This window comes from Amycolatopsis sp. La24 (assembly GCF_029087445.1).
Lineage (GTDB): Bacteria > Actinomycetota > Actinomycetes > Mycobacteriales > Pseudonocardiaceae > Amycolatopsis > Amycolatopsis nivea.
Genome location: NZ_JARACH010000050.1, coordinates 13,974 through 30,475 on the forward strand (window position 1 = coordinate 13,974; position 16,502 = coordinate 30,475).

General features: G+C 68.5%; 13 protein-coding genes. 6 read left to right on the forward strand and 7 right to left on the reverse strand.

Going from position 1 to position 16,502, the window contains the following annotated elements:
• Positions 1-179: 179 nt before the first annotated feature.
• Positions 180-1,646, forward strand: coding sequence for an LCP family protein (locus PUT80_RS33995; RefSeq protein WP_134667476.1), 1,467 nt, complete (start codon positions 180-182; stop codon positions 1,644-1,646).
• A gap of 779 nt (positions 1,647-2,425) precedes the next feature.
• Here the strand turns inward: PUT80_RS33995 and PUT80_RS34000 are convergent.
• Positions 2,426-3,595, reverse strand: coding sequence for a thioester domain-containing protein (locus tag PUT80_RS34000; RefSeq protein WP_043828165.1), 1,170 nt, complete (start codon positions 3,593-3,595; stop codon positions 2,426-2,428).
• A gap of 255 nt (positions 3,596-3,850) precedes the next feature.
• Between PUT80_RS34000 and PUT80_RS34005 the strand changes: the two genes are divergently transcribed.
• Positions 3,851-4,681, forward strand: a complete 831-nt coding sequence (locus PUT80_RS34005; RefSeq protein ID WP_275294577.1) for a TIGR02569 family protein — start codon at positions 3,851-3,853, stop codon at positions 4,679-4,681.
• Here PUT80_RS34005 and PUT80_RS34010 read toward each other — a convergent pair.
• Together PUT80_RS34010 and PUT80_RS34015 are read right to left on the reverse strand one after the other, a co-directional pair.
• Entirely contained in the window at positions 4,674-5,567 is an 894-nt protein-coding gene (locus tag PUT80_RS34010; protein WP_275294578.1) for a 2-hydroxyacid dehydrogenase, read from the reverse strand. The genes PUT80_RS34005 and PUT80_RS34010 overlap by 8 nt on opposite strands.
• On the reverse strand, positions 5,564-6,841 hold the full coding sequence (locus PUT80_RS34015) for an MFS transporter (RefSeq protein ID WP_037816824.1): 1,278 nt from the start codon (positions 6,839-6,841) through the stop codon (positions 5,564-5,566). The genes PUT80_RS34010 and PUT80_RS34015 overlap by 4 nt, the downstream gene beginning before the upstream one ends.
• 120 nt (positions 6,842-6,961) lie before the next feature.
• Here PUT80_RS34015 and PUT80_RS34020 point away from each other — a divergent pair, with 120 nt between their 5' ends.
• On the forward strand, positions 6,962-7,702 hold the full coding sequence (locus PUT80_RS34020) for an IclR family transcriptional regulator (RefSeq protein WP_275294579.1): 741 nt from the start codon (positions 6,962-6,964) through the stop codon (positions 7,700-7,702).
• 4 nt (positions 7,703-7,706) lie between these two features.
• Here the strand turns inward: PUT80_RS34020 and PUT80_RS34025 are convergent, their stop codons facing one another.
• From PUT80_RS34025 to PUT80_RS34040, 4 genes are all read right to left on the reverse strand, one after another.
• Positions 7,707-8,573 carry a trypsin-like serine protease gene (locus tag PUT80_RS34025; protein WP_037816828.1) on the reverse strand — a complete coding sequence of 289 codons (867 nt, stop codon included), beginning with the start codon at positions 8,571-8,573 and terminating at the stop codon, positions 7,707-7,709.
• Positions 8,574-9,312: 739 nt separating this feature from the next.
• On the reverse strand, positions 9,313-10,881 hold the full coding sequence (locus PUT80_RS34030) for an amidase (RefSeq protein WP_275294580.1): 1,569 nt from the start codon (positions 10,879-10,881) through the stop codon (positions 9,313-9,315).
• A 13-nt stretch (positions 10,882-10,894) separates the two neighbouring features.
• Positions 10,895-13,465 (reverse strand): FtsX-like permease family protein, encoded by a 2,571-nt coding sequence (locus tag PUT80_RS34035; RefSeq protein ID WP_275294608.1) that lies wholly within the window; start codon positions 13,463-13,465, stop codon positions 10,895-10,897.
• 5 nt (positions 13,466-13,470) lie between these two features.
• A complete protein-coding gene (locus PUT80_RS34040) occupies positions 13,471-14,211 on the reverse strand; it encodes an ABC transporter ATP-binding protein (RefSeq protein WP_037820432.1) in 741 nt (246 codons plus the stop codon).
• A gap of 147 nt (positions 14,212-14,358) precedes the next feature.
• On the opposite strand from PUT80_RS34040, the gene PUT80_RS34045 reads away from it, so the two are divergent.
• The 3 genes from PUT80_RS34045 (at position 14,359) to PUT80_RS34055 (ending at position 16,459) form a co-directional block, all read left to right on the forward strand.
• Positions 14,359-15,558: a sensor histidine kinase gene (locus tag PUT80_RS34045; RefSeq protein WP_167754307.1), complete on the forward strand. Its 1,200-nt coding sequence runs from the start codon at positions 14,359-14,361 to the stop codon at positions 15,556-15,558.
• Positions 15,546-16,187 (forward strand): response regulator transcription factor, encoded by a 642-nt coding sequence (locus PUT80_RS34050; protein ID WP_043836645.1) that lies wholly within the window; start codon positions 15,546-15,548, stop codon positions 16,185-16,187. Before PUT80_RS34045 ends, PUT80_RS34050 begins: the two co-directional genes overlap by 13 nt.
• Positions 16,188-16,258: 71 nt before the next feature.
• Positions 16,259-16,459 (forward strand): hypothetical protein, encoded by a 201-nt coding sequence (locus tag PUT80_RS34055; RefSeq protein ID WP_037820428.1) that lies wholly within the window; start codon positions 16,259-16,261, stop codon positions 16,457-16,459.
• Positions 16,460-16,502 lie beyond the last annotated feature (43 nt).

Consider the following 16,502-nt stretch of genomic DNA (forward strand, 5'->3'; position numbering starts at 1 on the left):
GTAGTAAAACTACATCCCTGTAGAATGAGAGTCGAGCCGGACCGCCCGCGGCGATACACCCTCGGTCCGACATTCCGGGCGCCCTCTCCGCAATTTGGGGTAAGCGGTAACCCGTCCAGGTGAGACGCCCGCTACCGTGGGTCTTTCGACCACCGGATGTGGCAGGAAGAGGAACCCCGATGCGTCGCAAGACTTCCAGCGCGCTCCGCGTCGCCCAGGTGCTCCTGGCCGTCGTCTCGCTGCTGGTCCTCGGCGGCACCGCGTTCGCGTGGTCGAAGCTGAACCAGATCACCGACGGCCTGACCAGGTCCGATGTGATCGGCTCCGGGTCGAACTCGCCGATGGACGAGCAGAACATCCTGATGGTCGGCCTCGACACGCGCACCGACGCGGAGGGCAATCCGCTGCCCGAGGACGTACTCGACCAACTGCATGCGGGCGGCGCCGAGGACGGCGGCGACACGACGGACACGATGATCGTCGTGCACATCCCGGCGGGCGGCGGGAACGCCACGGCCATCTCGATCCCGCGTGACTCGTATGTCCAGCTTGCCGGGAAGTTCGGGAAGCACAAGATCAACTCGGCTTATACGTATGGGCAGACTGCCCGGAAGAACGAGCTGAAGGCTCAGGGGGAGTCCGGACCTCAGCTCGAGACGGACTCGGCGCAGGCTGGGGCCAAGACGGCGATCGAGACTGTGCAGCAGTTGACCGGGTTGACTATTACGCACTATGCGGCGGTCAATCTGGCTGGGTTCTATTACGTGAGCCAGGCTGTGGGCGGGGTTCCGGTTTGCCTTAAGGCTCCGGTTCGGGATTCTTACTCTGGGGCTAATTTTCCTGCCGGACCGCAGAATGTTGCCGGGGCGCAGGCGTTGCAGTTCGTGCGGCAGCGGCATGGGTTGCCCAATGGGGACTTGGATCGGATCAAGCGGCAGCAGGTCTTCATGGCCAGTATGGCTAAGACTATTCTTTCCGCTGGCACGTTGACGGATCCGGGTAAGTTGGACGCGTTGATCGGGGCGGTCAAGAAGGCTGTCGTTGTTGATACCAACTGGGATTTGCTCGGGTTTGCTCAGCAACTGCATGGGATGAGTGCTGGGAGTATCAACTTCGTCACCGTGCCGGTGGTGAGTATTACTTTGAAGACGCCTAATGACGGGGATGCCGTGCAGGTCGATCCTCAGCAGGTGCAGAAGTTTGTTCGAGAGCAGACCGGGGCTGCTACTTCTGCTCCGTCTTCTTCTGCGCCGCCGTCTTCGGCTGCTGGGGATCCGGCGTTGGCTTCGTATGTGGTGGATGTGCGGAACTCGTCTGGGGTGGATGGGTTGGCCAACCGGGTGGCGGACAAGCTTGCTGCTGCTGGGTATCAGCGGGGGTCTGTGACCAATAGCGCTACTCGGCGGACTTCTACTGTCTATTACGGGCGGGGGCAGCGTAGTCAGGCTGAGGGTATCGCGGCGAAGCTCGGCGGGGTTGCGGTGGCTTCGGATAGTTCTTTGGACAAGGATCATTTCCGGGTTTATTTGGGGCAGAAGTATTCGGATGATTCCGGGGTGCATCCGGCTTCCGCTCCGGCGGTTATGGAGCCTCCTGCCGGGGGTGCTCCGGAGATTACTGCTGATGGGGTTACTTGTGTGAACTGACCCTGCTCGTGCTTCGCACATCGCGGGTCGCGCTTGCGGTGGGGCACCCCGAAGCTTGATTGTGATGACGGTCTGGGGTGGCTTGTCAAGGCGGGAAAGATGCCTTGACAAGCCACCCCAGACCGCATTTTGGCTTCGCATCGGGGTGCGGGGGTGGTGTGGGTGCACCGATCGTTGGGTGCATCGGCTGCGGATTGGTGAGCAGGGTGCTTGGCTTGAGCGCACCGGCAGCGGATTGGCGGGCAGGGCGCGCGGCTTGAGCGCTTGGTGAGGATGGGTTCGCGGCCGCCGGTCGTGGGGGTCGTGGAGCGCCCCAATGTGGCATTGGGTGCGTCTGACGCACCCAATGTGGCGTTCGATGCATGCGATGCACCCAAGGCCGCATTGGGGCGCATCCCGCGCGCTGATGAACTGAGGGAAGCGGGCGGTCCGTGAAGGGACCCCTCACGCACCGTCGGTCGGTCGTGAGGGGAACCCTGAGGGAATCAGCGGCCGTGAGGGTGGCCCTCACTCACTTCGTCGTCCGTGAAGGGCTCCTTGAGGGAACCCAAGTCCGTGAAGGAGTCCCTCACGAACCGGCCGCGCGTCGTGAGGGGAACCCTGACGGAATCAGCGGCTGTGAGGGTGGCCCTCACGACCGGCCGCGGGGGCGTGAAGGGCTCCTTGAGGGAATCAGATTCCCCCAAGGAGCCCTTCACGGACTTCCCGGGCGGGGCAGCAAAAACGGGCCGGTCCTAATAGGACCGGCCCGTTGCTAAAGCAGGGTCAAGCAGAGTGAATCAGGCGTTGCTGCGACGACGGCGAACCACCAGGATCATCGCGCCGCCCGCGATGACCAGGGCTGCGCCGATTCCGATGGGCAGGGCGGCGTTCACGCCGGTGTTCGCCAGCGGGGTCTGGCCCGAGTTGTTGCCGGCCGCGGGGGCGGTCGTGGCGGGCGCGGTGGTGACCGGGCCCGTTTCGGTCCAGGTGCCGGTTGCCGCGGCCTCGACCGCGCTCTTCTGCGACTGTGCCACGATCAGCGACTGCGCCGGGTTGCTGTCGTAGTTCTTGGCCACGAACAGGCGGCCGGTGTTGACGTCGCCGGTGGCCTTGATCGCGAGTTCGGCCGTGCCGGGCTTCGCGTCCTTCGGGACGTCCAGGAACAGCTTCGTGCCGTTCTTGATCGCCGAGGACTTGATCTCCTCGCCATTCTCGCCGACGACCTTCACGCCCTCGGGGAGCTTGCTCGTGAAGTCGGTGACGCTGCCGGTGGTGGCGACGGTGAACGGGCCGATCTTGGTGCCCGCTTCGCCGGTCGCCTTCGCCGGGGTGATGCTCAGCGCCGGCTTCTTCTCCTCGACGCCGGTGTTGGCGTCGCCGGTGAGGTACTTGTACAGCGCGAGAACGTCGGCCGCTTCGTCCGGGGAGCCGTTGGCCAGCGGGTTCTCGGCGTCGAGGTCCTTCGCGTCGCTGTAGTGCCACACCGCGGCCTGGGTCGCGGTCAGCGCTTCCTTCGTGGACAGACCGTCGTGGAGCTCGACGCCCTTGCCGGTCAGCGCCTTCTCGATGGAGGCGACGTCCTGCGACGGGTAGCTGTGGTGCAGCACCCAGTTGATGTTCTTGTTGTTCTTGCGGAACGGCGACTTCGCGTCGGGGTAGTCGTTCCAGGCGTGCTCGACCATGGTCTCGCCGAACCGCGCGCCGACCTCGATCTGCACGCAGTACATCTTCGAGATGGCGCCGTCGGACAGCTTGAAGTTGAACAGCGTCGTCTGGACCTTGCCCTTGTCGGCGATGTTGACGTCGAAGCCCGACGTGCCGCCGTACACCAGCTCGCCCGAGGCCGCGCCGCTGCGCGCCGTGGGGGCGTTGTCGTCCGCGAGGGCGACCGGCGCGGCGATCATGAGCGCCGCTGCCGCGGAAGCCGCCGCGGCCCCTCCCCGGACCAGAATTGACCTGCCGTGCATGCTTTCTCCCATCGAGTCCCGAACCACGAACGACGGACCGCGTGAGACCACATCTCCCCGACCACGGCGGCCACCAATTCGGGTGAAGAATCCACCCAGTCAAGCGATGGCGAAGCATACACAGGGCTCACATGTGCACTGTGGGTGGTCCCCTGAATGCGCTTCTGTACCTTCAGGGGGAGTCGTTCCTCCCCTTGCGTTGCTCTGGGTAGATATGCGAAGAGCTGCGGAAACCGAGAGAAAAGGCGCAGAACGTTGAACAAGCAACCATCGGCGGACGTGCTGGACGCGTTCGGCTGCGCCGAGGACCCAGTTCGGTTGGAGGGCGGGAAAGGCGAGACCTGGCGCGCCGGGGACATCGTGCTGAAACCGGTGGAGTTCGCTCCGGAAACGCGATGGCGGGCGGCGGCGCTCGCCGAGGTGGCGGAATCGGCGGAGTTCCGGATCGCTCGTCCGCTTCAGGCTCGCGACGGGGAATGGATCGCGGGAACATCCGTCGGCCAGAATTCATCCGGCGGTCATCCGTCGCTCGGCTGGGAGGCGAGCCGGCTCGTCCCCGGCCGCCCGGACACTTCCCGGCCCGACGACGCGATTCGGGCCGGGATCGCGTTCCATCAAGCGATCGCGCACCTGCCGCGGCCGGATTTCCTCGATTTCCGCACTGACCCCTGGGCCATCGGAGACCGGGTCGCCTGGGCGGAATTGCCGCCCGAAGGCACAGCGCCCGCTCGTGACCTCCTCCGCCCCTTGCTCGATGCGCGCCGTCCGGTCGAGTTGGCCGCGCAGGCGGTGCACGGCGACCTTCCCGGCAACGTCCTGTTCGCGCCGGGACAGCCGCCAGCGGTGATCGACTGGGCGGTCTACTGGCGTCCCCCGGCCTGGGCCGCCGCGGTGGCGGTCGCCGACGCGTTGTGCTGGTACGGCGCGACTCCCGGGCTGATCGACCGCTGGGCGCATCTGCCGGAATGGCAGCAGATGCTGGTCCGCGCGCTTGTCTACCGGATCGTCACGCACGACATCTCCGGCTTCTGGACGCCCGACCAGATCGCCGCCTACCAGCCCGCGGTCGAGGCCGTGCTCAGCTGACGAGGTTCTCCAGCGGCTCGCCCTTCGCGTAGTGCGCGAGCTGGCGTTCGGCCAGCCGCTTCGCGCGCGGGTAGAACGAGTCCGAACCGCCGGCGATGTGCGGGGTGATGATCGCGCCGTCGAGGGTCCACAGAGGATGGTCGGCGGGCAGCGGTTCCGGGTCCACGACGTCGAGCGCGGCGCGCAGGCGACCGGCGGAAACCTCAGCGGTGAGCGCGTCGGTGTCCACGGCGGTGCCGCGGCCGACGTTCACGACCAGCGCGGTGTCCGGCAGCAGCGCCAGTTCCTTGGCCCCGAAAAGGCCGCGCGTCTGCGCAGTGTCGGGCAGGACCAGGACCACGATGTCCGCGGTCGGCAGGAGCTCCGGCAGTTCGTCGATGCCGTGCACGCCGGAGCGCGCGGTGCTGGCGACCCGGACCACCTCGGCCTCGCCGGCCTCCAGGTACCGCTCGATGGCTTGGCCGATCGAGCCGTAGCCGACCAGCAGGACGCGGCAGTCGGCGAGCGAGCGCGTGTGCACCCGGTCCCACGAGCCCTTCTGCTGCTGCGCGAACCAGCGCGGGAAATACCGTTGCGCGGCAAGGATCAGCGCGAGCGCGTGCTCGGCGACGCTGAGGTCGTGCAGGCCCCGGCCGTTCGCCAGCTGCACGCCGGACGGGACGAGCGGCAGCAGATTGTCGTACCCGGCGGAAAGCGTCTGGACCGCGCGCAGCGACGGCAGTTCCGGAATGAGCTTCGCCGCCGCCGGGCCCTGGTCGTAGGGCAGGACGTAGAACTCGACGTCGTCGAGGCCGTCCGGCGGGGTGCCGCGGCCGTCCCAGACGACCGCGTTCAGTTCGGCCGGGACGGAAATGTCGGACCAGGGCACCAGTACACGCGCGGTCATGCTCGCCTTTCCTTCGTCTTCACCGGAACCGCGAGCACCAGCACCGCGGCTGCGGCCATTGTCCCCGCCAGCATCAGGAACGCGGCAGCCGTGCTGCCGGTGGCGGATTCGAGCCAGCCGACCAGGTAGGTCCCGAGGAACCCGCCGAGCGCGCCGGCGGCGTTGACCACGGCCACCGCCACCCCGGCGGTCCGCTGCGGCAGGAGTTCGGAAATCATCGCGAAGAACGGGCCGTACGGCGCGTACAAGGCCACCGCGGCGATCGCCAGCAGCACGAACGCCCACCAGAAATGCTGCTTGCCCAAGAGATACGAACCGTAGAACGCGACCGCGCCGGCAAGCAGCCACGGCCACACGAACCGCCGCCGCGCCCCGGTCCGGTCCGAACCGCGCGAGTTGATCAGCATCGCCACCACGGCGAACGCGTACGGGATCGCCGACAGCAAACCGGTCGCGCCGATCCCGGCCGACGAACCCGCCTTGACGATCGACGGCAGCCAGAACACGAAGCCGTACACCCCGATGCTCCACAACAGATACTGCGCCGCCAGCAGCAGAACCGCCTTGGACCGCAACACTTCCCGCACCGGCCGCGCAGCCGGTTCTGGCAGCTGCGCCTGTTCCGCGGCGATCGCGCTTTCGACCGCGGCGCGACCGGCCGGGTCGAGCCAGGGAGTGTCGGCGGGCCGGTCGCGGACCTGCGCGCGGAACACGAAAGCCCAGATCAGCGCCGGAATTCCCTCGATGATGAACATGCCGCGCCAGGACGTCGCCTCGATCAGATACCCGGAGGCCGCCGACAGCCACATCACCGTCACCGGGTTGCCCAGGATCAGGAAAGCGTTGGCCCGGCCGCGTTCGGCCTTCGTGAACCACCGGGCGAGCAGCACGACGAGCGCGGGCAGGACCGCCGCTTCCACCGCGCCGAGCAGGAACCGGACCACGATCAGCACCGGCACCGAACTGAGCAGGCCCTGCGCGGTCGCCAGGACGCCCCACGCGAGCACCGACCAGAAGATCAGGCTCCGCACGCTGCGCCGGTCGGCGTAGAGCACGCCCGGAACCTGCAGCAGGAAGTAGCCGAGGAAGAACGACGCGGCGATCAGGCCGGACGTCGTGCTCGTGAGGTGCAGTTCCTCGGCCATGCCGCCCGCGGTCGCGATCGAGAAGTTCGACCGGTCGAGGTAGGCGAGGCTGTAGGTGACGAAGACGATCGGGATCAGCCGCAGCCAGCGCTGCCTCCCGAGCGTGCCCGCCTGCTCGACGGTGTTCATCCGGTACTCCTGTCGCCGCTGACCCAAGTCCTTGACGAGCTTTCCGTCATATGGAAAGCTATTCCGCAATGCGGTGAGAGGCAGTGTGCGTCGCCGCGCGCGGGACGTCAAGGGGGTCCGATGGCGGACATGGTCGGCAAGGCTTTGCGGGTGCTGTCCCTGCTCGGCGGCTACCCCGAGGGCGTGCCGCTGTCCGAGCTCGCGCGCGCCGCCGGGTATCCGGTGAGCACCACGCATCGATTGCTCAGCTCCTTGCAGAGCGAGGGATTCGCGCGCAATGACCCGGTGTCGAAGCGGTATTCGCTGGGGCTGCGGCTGTTCGAGCTGGGCCAGTCGGTATCGCAGGCGCGCGGGTTCGCCGGTGTCGCGCTGCCGGTGATGCAGAAGCTGTCCGCGGAGACCGGCGAGCCGACGCTGCTGGCCGTGCTGGACGGGCACAACCAGGTTTACGTGCACTCGGTGCAGGGGTCGCAGCGGCTGCAGATCCGCGGCGAACCGGGCGCGCGCGGGCCGTTGCACTGCACGTCGATGGGGAAATGCCTGGTCGCGTTCGCGCCGAACCGGGATGAACTGGTCGCTTCGCTTGAGCTGCCCGCGCCGGGCCCGCGCACGATCACTTCGCGCGAGGCGTTCGCGACGGAGATCGCGGCGGTGCGCGAACGTGGTTACGCGATCGCTGACGAGGAGCACGAGGAAGGCATCCGTGCGGTCGGCGTTCCGATCCGGACTCCGGACGGGACCGCGATCGCCGCGTTGTCCACCGCGGCACCGGCTTACCGGCTAAGCGTGGCTCAACTCGAGGAGTTCGTGCCCGCTTTGCGTGCTGCCGCGCGGGAATTGGCGGCGCTGCTGCCCCGGTGAGCGCTTACGCGCCGATCTCGCCCCGGATCCACGAGACGAGCTGGTCGACGCGCGCCGCGGTTTCGATGCCGGGCTGAGGGCAGTCCGGCCCGAAGTTCTCGACCGCGATCAGCGTGTTCTTGCCCTTCACCGGCACGAAGAACGGCGAACCCGAGTCGTCCGGGCACGGGCTGTTCTCGACGGTGCGCTTCTTCAGCGGTTCGAGGGTGATCTCGTTCTTGCGCACTTCGTCGACCTGGAAGTCGCCGCGTTTGATGTGGTCGGTCTGCACGATGACCTTCGAGGACAGCGAACCCCAGCCGACGAACGTCGTGTGCTGCCCCGGGTCCGGCGGACCGTCCGGCAGCGCGAGCGGTTCGATGTCGGTGACCGGCTCGGACAGCTTGGCGAGCGCGAGGTCGTTCACCGCGGACTGGCGCGTGTCCACGATCTTCAGCACGTGCCCGCGCGGATCGGAGTCGGTGAGCTTCCCGATCGCGGCGGTCATCGTGTAGTCGGGTTTGCCGCTGACGCGCGTGCCGTCGAGGTCGTGGAAGCAGTGTCCCGCGGTGACGATCCATTGCGGGGCGATCAGCGACCCGCTGCACCCGCCGGTGCGGACGCCGCCGCCCTTCTCCGGAATGTCCTTTGAGGACAGTTTGACGCTGAACGGGGTCGGATGATCGGGCAGCGCGGGCGGCTGCGCGGAGGACTTGCCGCCGGTGCCGCCCGTGCCGCCGCTGACTGTGCTGCTGGCGTTGCCCGCGTTGCCGCCGGCGCTGCGCGCGACGGCGACGTTCGACACCGGTTTGGCCGTCTCCGCCTCCGCCGTCCGGTGCAGGCCGACGTAGGCCCCGGCGAGCCCGGCCCCCAGCACCGTGGCAGCCGCCACGGCGCCCAGCCGAAGGCTCGCCCGCTGAGCGGAACGTGACTTTGCGTGCACCACGGGGTCCAAGATAGCGAAGTTGTTAACCCGAATGAGTGAGAGTGCCCGATTAATCCGGTGACCAGGGTAGAAACTGACGGCCTCGATACGCCGGGTTCGGGGTTGGTCACGGAATGCTAACGGCGGCGGGGTGTTTTGCCTGGAGGCTGGGCCGTTTGGCGGCAGGGGGCGGATTGCGGGGGTTGCTCCCGATCAGCGGGACATCTGCGGGGCTGGCTCAGGCAGGCTCGGTTCGGGCGGGCCTGGCTCAGGCGGGCTCGGGTTGGGCGGGCTCAGGTTGGGCGGGCTCGGGCGGGGCGGCTCGGCGGGCCAGGGTCGGGCGGGCTCAAGTGGGGGCGGGCCCGGCTCAGGCAGGTTCGGGCCGGGCGGGCCCTGGTCGGGTCGGGCGGGCTCGGCTCCGGCGGGCTCGTCAGAGCGGTGGCGGGTCGGGCCGCCTCGATGGGGTTGCTCGGGTGCGCGGAGGGTGAGCAGTGGCGGTGTCGGCCAGAGCGCTGCGGAGGACGGGCCGACGAAAACGTGCCGGACGGCTCTCGCTCTCGCCGAAGTCCGTGAAGGGCTCCTTGAAGGAATCTGGTTCCCTCAAGGAGCCCTTCACGGACCACTGGCATCACAAGCCTGGCCCGCCGCGGCTGGGGCGCGCGCCGGATCTCGGCCGCTTCTCCTCCCGCAGCCGGGAGCCCGGCGGCTAGGCGGCGGGCAGGTACCGAGGAGCCTGCCGCGCGTGTGACGCCTGCTCGTACGCGTAGGCGAAGTTGAGCAGCTGCGCATCGTGATACTTCGCGCCCAGGAACGAGACCCCGACCGGCAGCGGGCCCGCGAAACCGGCTGGGACGGTGATGTTCGGGTAGCCCGCGACGGAGGTGTTCCGCGTGCTGCTCAAGAACTTCGGGTCGCCTGGGCGGTCCAGCGGCGAAGCGGGCAAGCCGCTCAGGGTGATGATTGCGTCGAGGCTCTTCGAGGCAAGGACGTCGTCGATCGACCGTTGTGCGATGCCCGTCGCGGCGGCGCGCTGGCGGCGGTAGGTCTGGTCGGTCAGGTTGCCGTCGGCCTTGTTCGCTTCGATCAGCAGGCTTTGGTCGAACAGCGGCATTTCGGCGTCGCGGTGCTGGTCGTTGTAGGCGATCAGCTCGGACAGGTTCCGCGGGTGGTTGCCGGGGGTCGCGCTGAGGTAGGCGTTCAGGTCGTGTTTGAACTCGGTCAGCAACGCCGGGAAGAGATCCGGTTTGACTGACCAGGAAATGTCCTCGACGTCCGCACCCTCGACGACCGTCGCGCCCAGTGAGCGCAGAGTGTGCACTGTGGACTCGAAGACGCGGTCCGCCTGCTGATCGATGCCGGTGTGGCCCTTGCGCCAGATGCCGATTCGCTTGCCGCGCAGGGCGTTGCGATCCAGGCGGAGGTCCTTGGGAATCGCGGGCGCGGCGGCGACTGAGGCGGGATCAGCGGAGTCGGCACCGGTGATTACGGCGAGGGTGAGTGCGGCGTCGGTGACGTTGCGGGCGATCGGGCCGGGGGTGTCGTGCTGGGTGGTGATCGGGACGACGCCGCTGCGGCTCACGACGCCTAGGCTGGTTTTCACGCCGACGGTCGAGGTCGCGGCCGCTGGGCACACGATCGAACCGTCGGTCTCGGTGCCGATGGCGACCGTCGCCAGACCGGCTGCGGCGGCGACTGCCGAGCCGCTCGAGGAGCCGCATGGGCTGCGGTCCAGTGCGTAGGGATTGCGGGTCTGGCCCGCGACTCCGCTCCAGCCTGGGATTTGCCCGCCAGAGCGGAAATTCGACCATTCCGACAGGTTCGCTTTGCCGAGCACGATCGCCCCGGCCGCGCGCAGGCGCTGGACCAGGAACGCGTCTTTGGCGGGGCGTGAACCGAGCATCGCGGTGGACCCGGCGGTGGTGGTTTGCCGGTCTGCGGTGTCAGTGTTTTCCTTCAGCAGAACCGGAATTCCTTCCAGAGCGCTGCGGGAGGAGTGGGTCCGGCGGCGGGCGTCGCTTTCCTTGGCTGCCGCCAGTGCGTCCGGATTGGTTTGCACGACGGCGTGCAGTTTGGGGTTCAGTTCTTCGATCCGGCGCAGGTAACCGCGCGTCAGCTGTTCCGACGTCAGTTGCTTGCGGTCCATGGCGCGCTGCAAATCGGGAATGGTGGTCTGGTCGAGGAAACGAGCCGGCGAGGCGTCCGCCGCGGCGGGCAGGAGCAGGCCCGCCGCGCTGAGGGCCGCCACCGAAAGCCGTTTCAGCGAGGTGGTGCGCATGGGTTCTTCTTTCTTATTCGCGGAGGCCGATGGCGTCGATGGGCTTGGCGCGCAAGGTGACCCGAGTGGACAGTCCGAGCGAGACCAGGCTGAGCAGGAAAGCTCCGGCGATGATTCCGCCGAATACCGCGGGGGTTCCGGACGGGAGCGGAGTGTCGCGCAGGGCAAGGTTGAGAATTGCCAACGGAATCGCCGCCACCACGGTGCCGATCAGCGCCGCGATGCCCGCGGTCGTCAACGCTTCCAGGCGCATCATCCGCACGACCTGACCCCGGGTGGTGCCGATCAGCCGCAGCAGGGCGAATTCCCGCGAACGCTGCGCAGTGGTCATCACCAGCGTGTTGGCCACCGAGATCACCACGTAGCCGAGGATCACGCCGACCGCGACGAGGTTCAGGTAGAACTGCTGCTGCGCCGAAGCGCTTTCCAGCGCGGAAACCGTGGAGCTCGGAGTCACGGTGAGGCCCGGGTAGCGGGCGCTGAGGTCGCGCAACGCGGCGGTCACTGCGGCCGGGTCCGCGTTCGGGTCTTGGCGCACCAGAACGGAACTGTCCATCCGGTCGCCGGTGTGCGCGCGGGCGAGGTCGGCGGGCAGCACGTACTCGCCGAACGCCTGGTTGTGCGTGTAGACCGCGACCAGTTTCACCTTCGCGGGGCTGCCGTCGCCGAACCAGAAGTCGACCTCGTCGCCGATTTTCTTGTCGTACCAATCGGCTTCGCTCTTGCTCATCGCGACGGTGTCGCCGCGCAGGTCGGCCAGATTCCCGGACACGACGCCGAGGTCGAGCACGCCGCGGACCTGGTCGCCGTTCAGCCCCTGCGCCGGGTACTTCATGACGCGCAGCCGCTGGTCCTCCTTGACCGTGGTGACGACGTCGGTGCGGATCACCGAGGTAGCCGCCGCGACTCCGGGGATGGCCCGCGCCGCCGCGGCGACCTCCGGGGACAGCGCGCCGGTCGTGCTCGTCAGGACGTGGTCCGCGGTCGTCGACCGGACCGCCTGCTCCCGGGTGGCGGCAGCGGACGACGTCTGGCTGTAGAACATCGAGATCGCGAACGCGACCGCCAGCATCACCGGGGTCACCGCCGAGGCGAGCCGCCGGGCGTTGGCCTGGTTGTTCGCCGCGGCGAGGTAACCACTGATGCGCGAGAAGCCGGAGTACAGCGGGCCGATGATTCGGGTCGTGAAGGCGACCACCTTCGGCCCGAGCACCGAGAGCCCGATCACGACCACCAGCGCGGACATCGAGGAGGCGGCGAGCGCGCCCGGTCCGGTCACGTACATCGGGATGGTCGCGCCGCCGAAGCCGAGCACCACCAGCACCCAGCCGACGACGAGGCGGGCCCGGCCGAGTTCGCGGCGTTCGACGGCCGCCTCGCCGAGCGCTTCGATCGGGCGGATCGACGACGGACGCCGCGCCGCCGACCACGCGGCCAGCCGGGCCGCGCCCAAGCCGAGCAGGAACGCGACGACGAGCGGGAGCGGGCCGATCGCGAGGCCGAAGTCCTGCGGGATCACGCCGACCGCGGCGAAGGAGTTGCGCAATCCGTAGCCGACGGCCACGCCGAGACCCGCACCGAGCACCCCGGCGATCGTCGCGACCAGCATGGTTTCGGCGCTGATCAGCTTGCGGATCTGCTTCGGGGTGGCGGCGATCGCCCGCAGCAGCGCGAATTCCCGCCGTCGCTGGTTGATCACCAGCGCCAGCGTGCTCGCCACGACGAACACCGCGACCAGGATCGCGTACCCGCCGAACGCGCCCGCGAGGATGAACAGCAGCATCCGGGTCTGGCTCACGTCGAGGAATTCGACCGTGCTGCGTTCCATCCCCGCGGTCACCGTGACGGGTTCGCCCTTGACCGCCGCGTTGACGCGGTCTTCCAGATCGCCCGCCGCGACCCCGGGAGCGGCGAGCACGCCGATCGCGTGGACTTGCCCGGGCTTCCCGGAAAGATCGGCGGCGCGCGCGGCGGAGAAGTACAGGGCCGACTGCCTGCTCAGCCCGCTGGCGGACTGGGGCGTGGCGATGCCGCTGACCCGGAACTCCATCGGCGTGGACCGGGTCGAGATCCGCACTGTGCCACCGACCGAAACTCCGGCGCGGGCGGCCAGTTCCGCGTCGAGAACGACCTCGTTCGCCGCCTCGGGCGCGTGCCCGTCCCGGATGGAGAGCGGGGCCAGCACGGCCGCGTCCCAGTTGTGCCCGCGCGACTGGGTGCCGTTCGGGCCGGTGAGCACCTTGCCGCCGGACGTCACGACGTTCGCCGGGAAGTCCTGCTCCGGCACCGCCTGGCGCACCCCTGGCACCGACGCGATCCGGTTGACCAGCGTCTCCGGCACCGTGGTCTGTTCGGTGACCTGCTCGGACTCGCCGAAATCCGATCCCGGCGGTTTCGTGGTCTGCACCCCGCCGACCACCACCGACGCGTCGGCGTAGCGCTCGGTCGGGACTCCGGCCCGGAGGCCGGATTCCATGAGGATGCCGCAGCCCGCGACGAGCGCGGTGCCGCAGAGAATCGCGATGAACGCGCCGACGAACCCGCTCAGCCGGGCCCTCGTCGTCTGCCAAGCCAACGACCACATGGCGGTCACCACTCCCCGAGGTGCGTCAGCCGCTGCGCGACCCGCTCGGGGGTCGGCTGCGCGAGGTGGCCGGCGAGCTTGCCGTCGGCGAGGAACAGCACTCCGTGCGCGGCGGACGCGGCGACCGGGTCGTGGGTGACCATCAACACGGTCTGCCCCATCTGGTCGACCACGGTGCGCAACAGGTCGAGCACCTGGCGCGCGGTGCGGGTGTCGAGCGCGCCGGTCGGTTCGTCGGCGAGCACGACCTCGGGCCGGGTGATCAGCGCGCGGGCGATCGCGACGCGCTGCTGCTGCCCGCCGGACAGCTCCGCCGGGCGGTGCTCGAGCCGCTTCGCGATGCCGACGCTGTCGACGATCTCGCGCAGCCAGCGCGCGTCGGGCTTCTTGCCCGCCAGGCGCATCGGCAGGGTGATGTTCTGCAGCACGTTCAGCGACGGCAGCAGGTTGTAGGCCTGGAAAATGAACCCGATCCGGGTCCGGCGCAATTCGGTGAGCGCGCGCTCGCGGAGTCCGCCGAGCTCGGTTTCGCCGAGCAGCACCTTTCCCGAACTCGGCCGGTCGAGCCCGGCCGCGCAGTGCAGGAAGGTGCTCTTGCCGGACCCGGACGGCCCCATCACCGCGGTGAACGAGCCTCGCTGGATCCCGACCGACACCCCGTCCAGCGCGGTGACCGCGCCGTCGCCGGAGCCGTAGATCTTGCGCACCGCTTCCAGCCTCAGGGCGTGTGTTCCGCCTGTGTTCATGTTCGTGTCGCTCCTCGGACCAGCAGATTTCTGTCTCTACGAAGCTATGGCGGCGGGGGCGCGGAAACGATCCCGAGCGCGAGAGTCTTGGGGGTAGCGCAGGCACCACCACGCCCGGTGGGGAGGTCCTAATGGGACACTGTGCGGGTGAAAAGGTGGCTGCGCTCGTGGTGGTCCGGACTCCGCTATTTGCTGGTGGGAGCCGCGACCGCGTTTCTCGCGATGCTGCTCTTTTTCGCGATGGCCATCGTGCTCGCGACGTGTTTGATCGGCGTCGGGATTCCGGCGCTCCCGGTCGCGCTGAAACTGCTCCGCTACCCGCTGCGGTTCGAACGCCGCCGTGCCGGGCGCAGGCTCGGCGAGCCGATCGCGGAGCCGTACGCCAACGTTTCGCCCATTCGTGACCCAGCGAGCCTGCGCGATCTCGCATGGCTCGCGGTGCACGCGGTGGTCGGCTTCCTCGTCGGGGTGCTCGCGTTCGGCCTGCCGCTCGGCGGACTACGGCAGATCCTCACCGGCGTGTTCTGGTGGCTGGTGCCCGGCGGAATCCAGAGCTCGCTGGAATTCATGGTGAACTCGTGGCCGTCGGCCGCGCTCTGCATCTTCAGCGGGATCGTCATGATCGCGCTCACCTTTTGGGCCGCGCCGCTTGCTCGCTGGCAAGCCCTGGCGACGCGGGCGCTTCTCGGCCCGCGGCCCGGCGCCTCGCTGACCGACCGGGTCGTCGAGCTGACCGCGACCCGCGCCGCCGCGCTGGAGGCGCACGGCGCCGAACTCCGCCGTCTCGAACGCGATCTGCACGACGGGACGCAGGCGCGGCTGTCCGCGGTCGTGCTGCAACTCGGGATCGCCGATCAGCTTTTCGAGGGAAATCCAGCCAAGGCAAGGGAATTGCTCGGCAAGGCACAGGACGCGGCGACCGAAGCGCTCGCCGAATTGCGCACGGTCGTACGGAGCATCCACCCGCCGCTGCTGACCGACCGCGGGCTCGACGGCGCGATCACCGCCCTCGCCGACCGATGCGCGGTTCCGTGCACTGTGGACGTTCGCAGCTCGGCGCGCCGCCCGGCCGCGGTCGAGGCGGCGGTGTACTTCATCGTGGCCGAAACGCTCGCGAACGTGACCAAGCATTCGGGCGCCGAACACGCGTCGATTACGCTCGACGGCACCGTCGACACCGTGCGGATCGAAATCCGCGACGACGGCCGCGGCGGCGCGGACGAATCCCAGGGCAGCGGACTGGCCGGGATCCGGAAACGCGCCGAAGCTTTCGACGGGACGGTCACGCTGACGAGTCCGCCCGGTGGACCGACTGTTCTGGAAGTGGAGTTGCCATGCGGGTCGTGATCGTCGAGGACGACGCCCTGCTGCGAGAAGGTTTGGTGCTGCTGCTCGACACCTCGGGCATCGAGGTGGCCGCCGCTTTCGACCACACCGACGACTTCCTCGCGTTCGTCCGAGAGGACCGCCCGGACGCGGTGATCACCGACGTCCGGCTGCCTCCCACGCACACCGACGAGGGCCTGCGCGCGGCTGTGCAGGCGCGGCAGCTGCACCCCGGGCTGCCGGTGCTGGTGCTCTCCGCGCACGTCGAAACCCGCTACGCGGCGGAACTGCTCGCGGACGGCAAGGGCGCGGTCGGGTACCTGCTCAAGGAACGCGTCGGCAAGGTCGCCAAGTTCCTCGATTCGCTCCAACGGGTGGTCGAGGGCGGCACGGCGATGGACCCGGAGGTGGTGACCCAGCTGCTGGCCCACCGCCGCGACCCGCTCGACGCGCTGACCGCACGCGAACGCGAGGTGCTCGGGCTGATGGCGGAGGGCTACAACAACGCCACGATCGCGGAACTGCTGGTGGTCAGCGACGGAACGGTGCTCAAGCACATCCGCAACATCTTCGCGAAACTGGGACTGCCGGAGGACAACGGACACCGGCGGGTGCTCGCGGTGCTGGCCTACCTGAACGGGAAGAGGTAGCGCAGGCGCTACCGTGAAGTTGGGTGCTTACGGCCTGTTTGCGCCCTTCGCCGCTGCATAGTGTTCTCGGCATGGAGACTTCCCGAAGCCGCACCGCCGGCGGCCCTGTTGTGACTACCTTGCTGTGGCTGGTTTTTCTCGCCGGCGCCGCTGCTAACTCGATCGGCCAGTTCGCTGGGTTGGAGGCGACTTACCGGTATATCGGCGGTGGGATAGCGGTGGCGTGTCTGGTGTTGCTGCTCGTGCGTTACTTGGCGCGCCGCAAGGACTGACCAGGGTTGAGGGGCCAGGCAGCGAATGCCCGGCCCCTCAAGC

What these genes read in the sequence shown, in the direction of transcription:
- PUT80_RS33995 (WP_134667476.1), top strand. Translation starts at nt 180, where the DNA reads ATGCGTCGCAAGACTTCCAGCGCGCTCCGCGTCGCCCAGGTGCTCCTG.
- PUT80_RS34000 (WP_043828165.1), bottom strand. Translation starts at nt 3,595, where the DNA reads ATGCACGGCAGGTCAATTCTGGTCCGGGGAGGGGCCGCGGCGGCTTCC.
- PUT80_RS34010 (WP_275294578.1), bottom strand. Translation starts at nt 5,567, where the DNA reads ATGACCGCGCGTGTACTGGTGCCCTGGTCCGACATTTCCGTCCCGGCC.
- PUT80_RS34015 (WP_037816824.1), bottom strand. Translation starts at nt 6,841, where the DNA reads ATGAACACCGTCGAGCAGGCGGGCACGCTCGGGAGGCAGCGCTGGCTG.
- PUT80_RS34020 (WP_275294579.1), top strand. Translation starts at nt 6,962, where the DNA reads ATGGCGGACATGGTCGGCAAGGCTTTGCGGGTGCTGTCCCTGCTCGGC.
- PUT80_RS34030 (WP_275294580.1), bottom strand. Translation starts at nt 10,881, where the DNA reads ATGCGCACCACCTCGCTGAAACGGCTTTCGGTGGCGGCCCTCAGCGCG.
- PUT80_RS34035 (WP_275294608.1), bottom strand. Translation starts at nt 13,465, where the DNA reads ATGTGGTCGTTGGCTTGGCAGACGACGAGGGCCCGGCTGAGCGGGTTC.
- PUT80_RS34040 (WP_037820432.1), bottom strand. Translation starts at nt 14,211, where the DNA reads ATGAACACAGGCGGAACACACGCCCTGAGGCTGGAAGCGGTGCGCAAG.
- PUT80_RS34050 (WP_043836645.1), top strand. Translation starts at nt 15,546, where the DNA reads ATGCGGGTCGTGATCGTCGAGGACGACGCCCTGCTGCGAGAAGGTTTG.
- PUT80_RS34055 (WP_037820428.1), top strand. Translation starts at nt 16,259, where the DNA reads ATGGAGACTTCCCGAAGCCGCACCGCCGGCGGCCCTGTTGTGACTACC.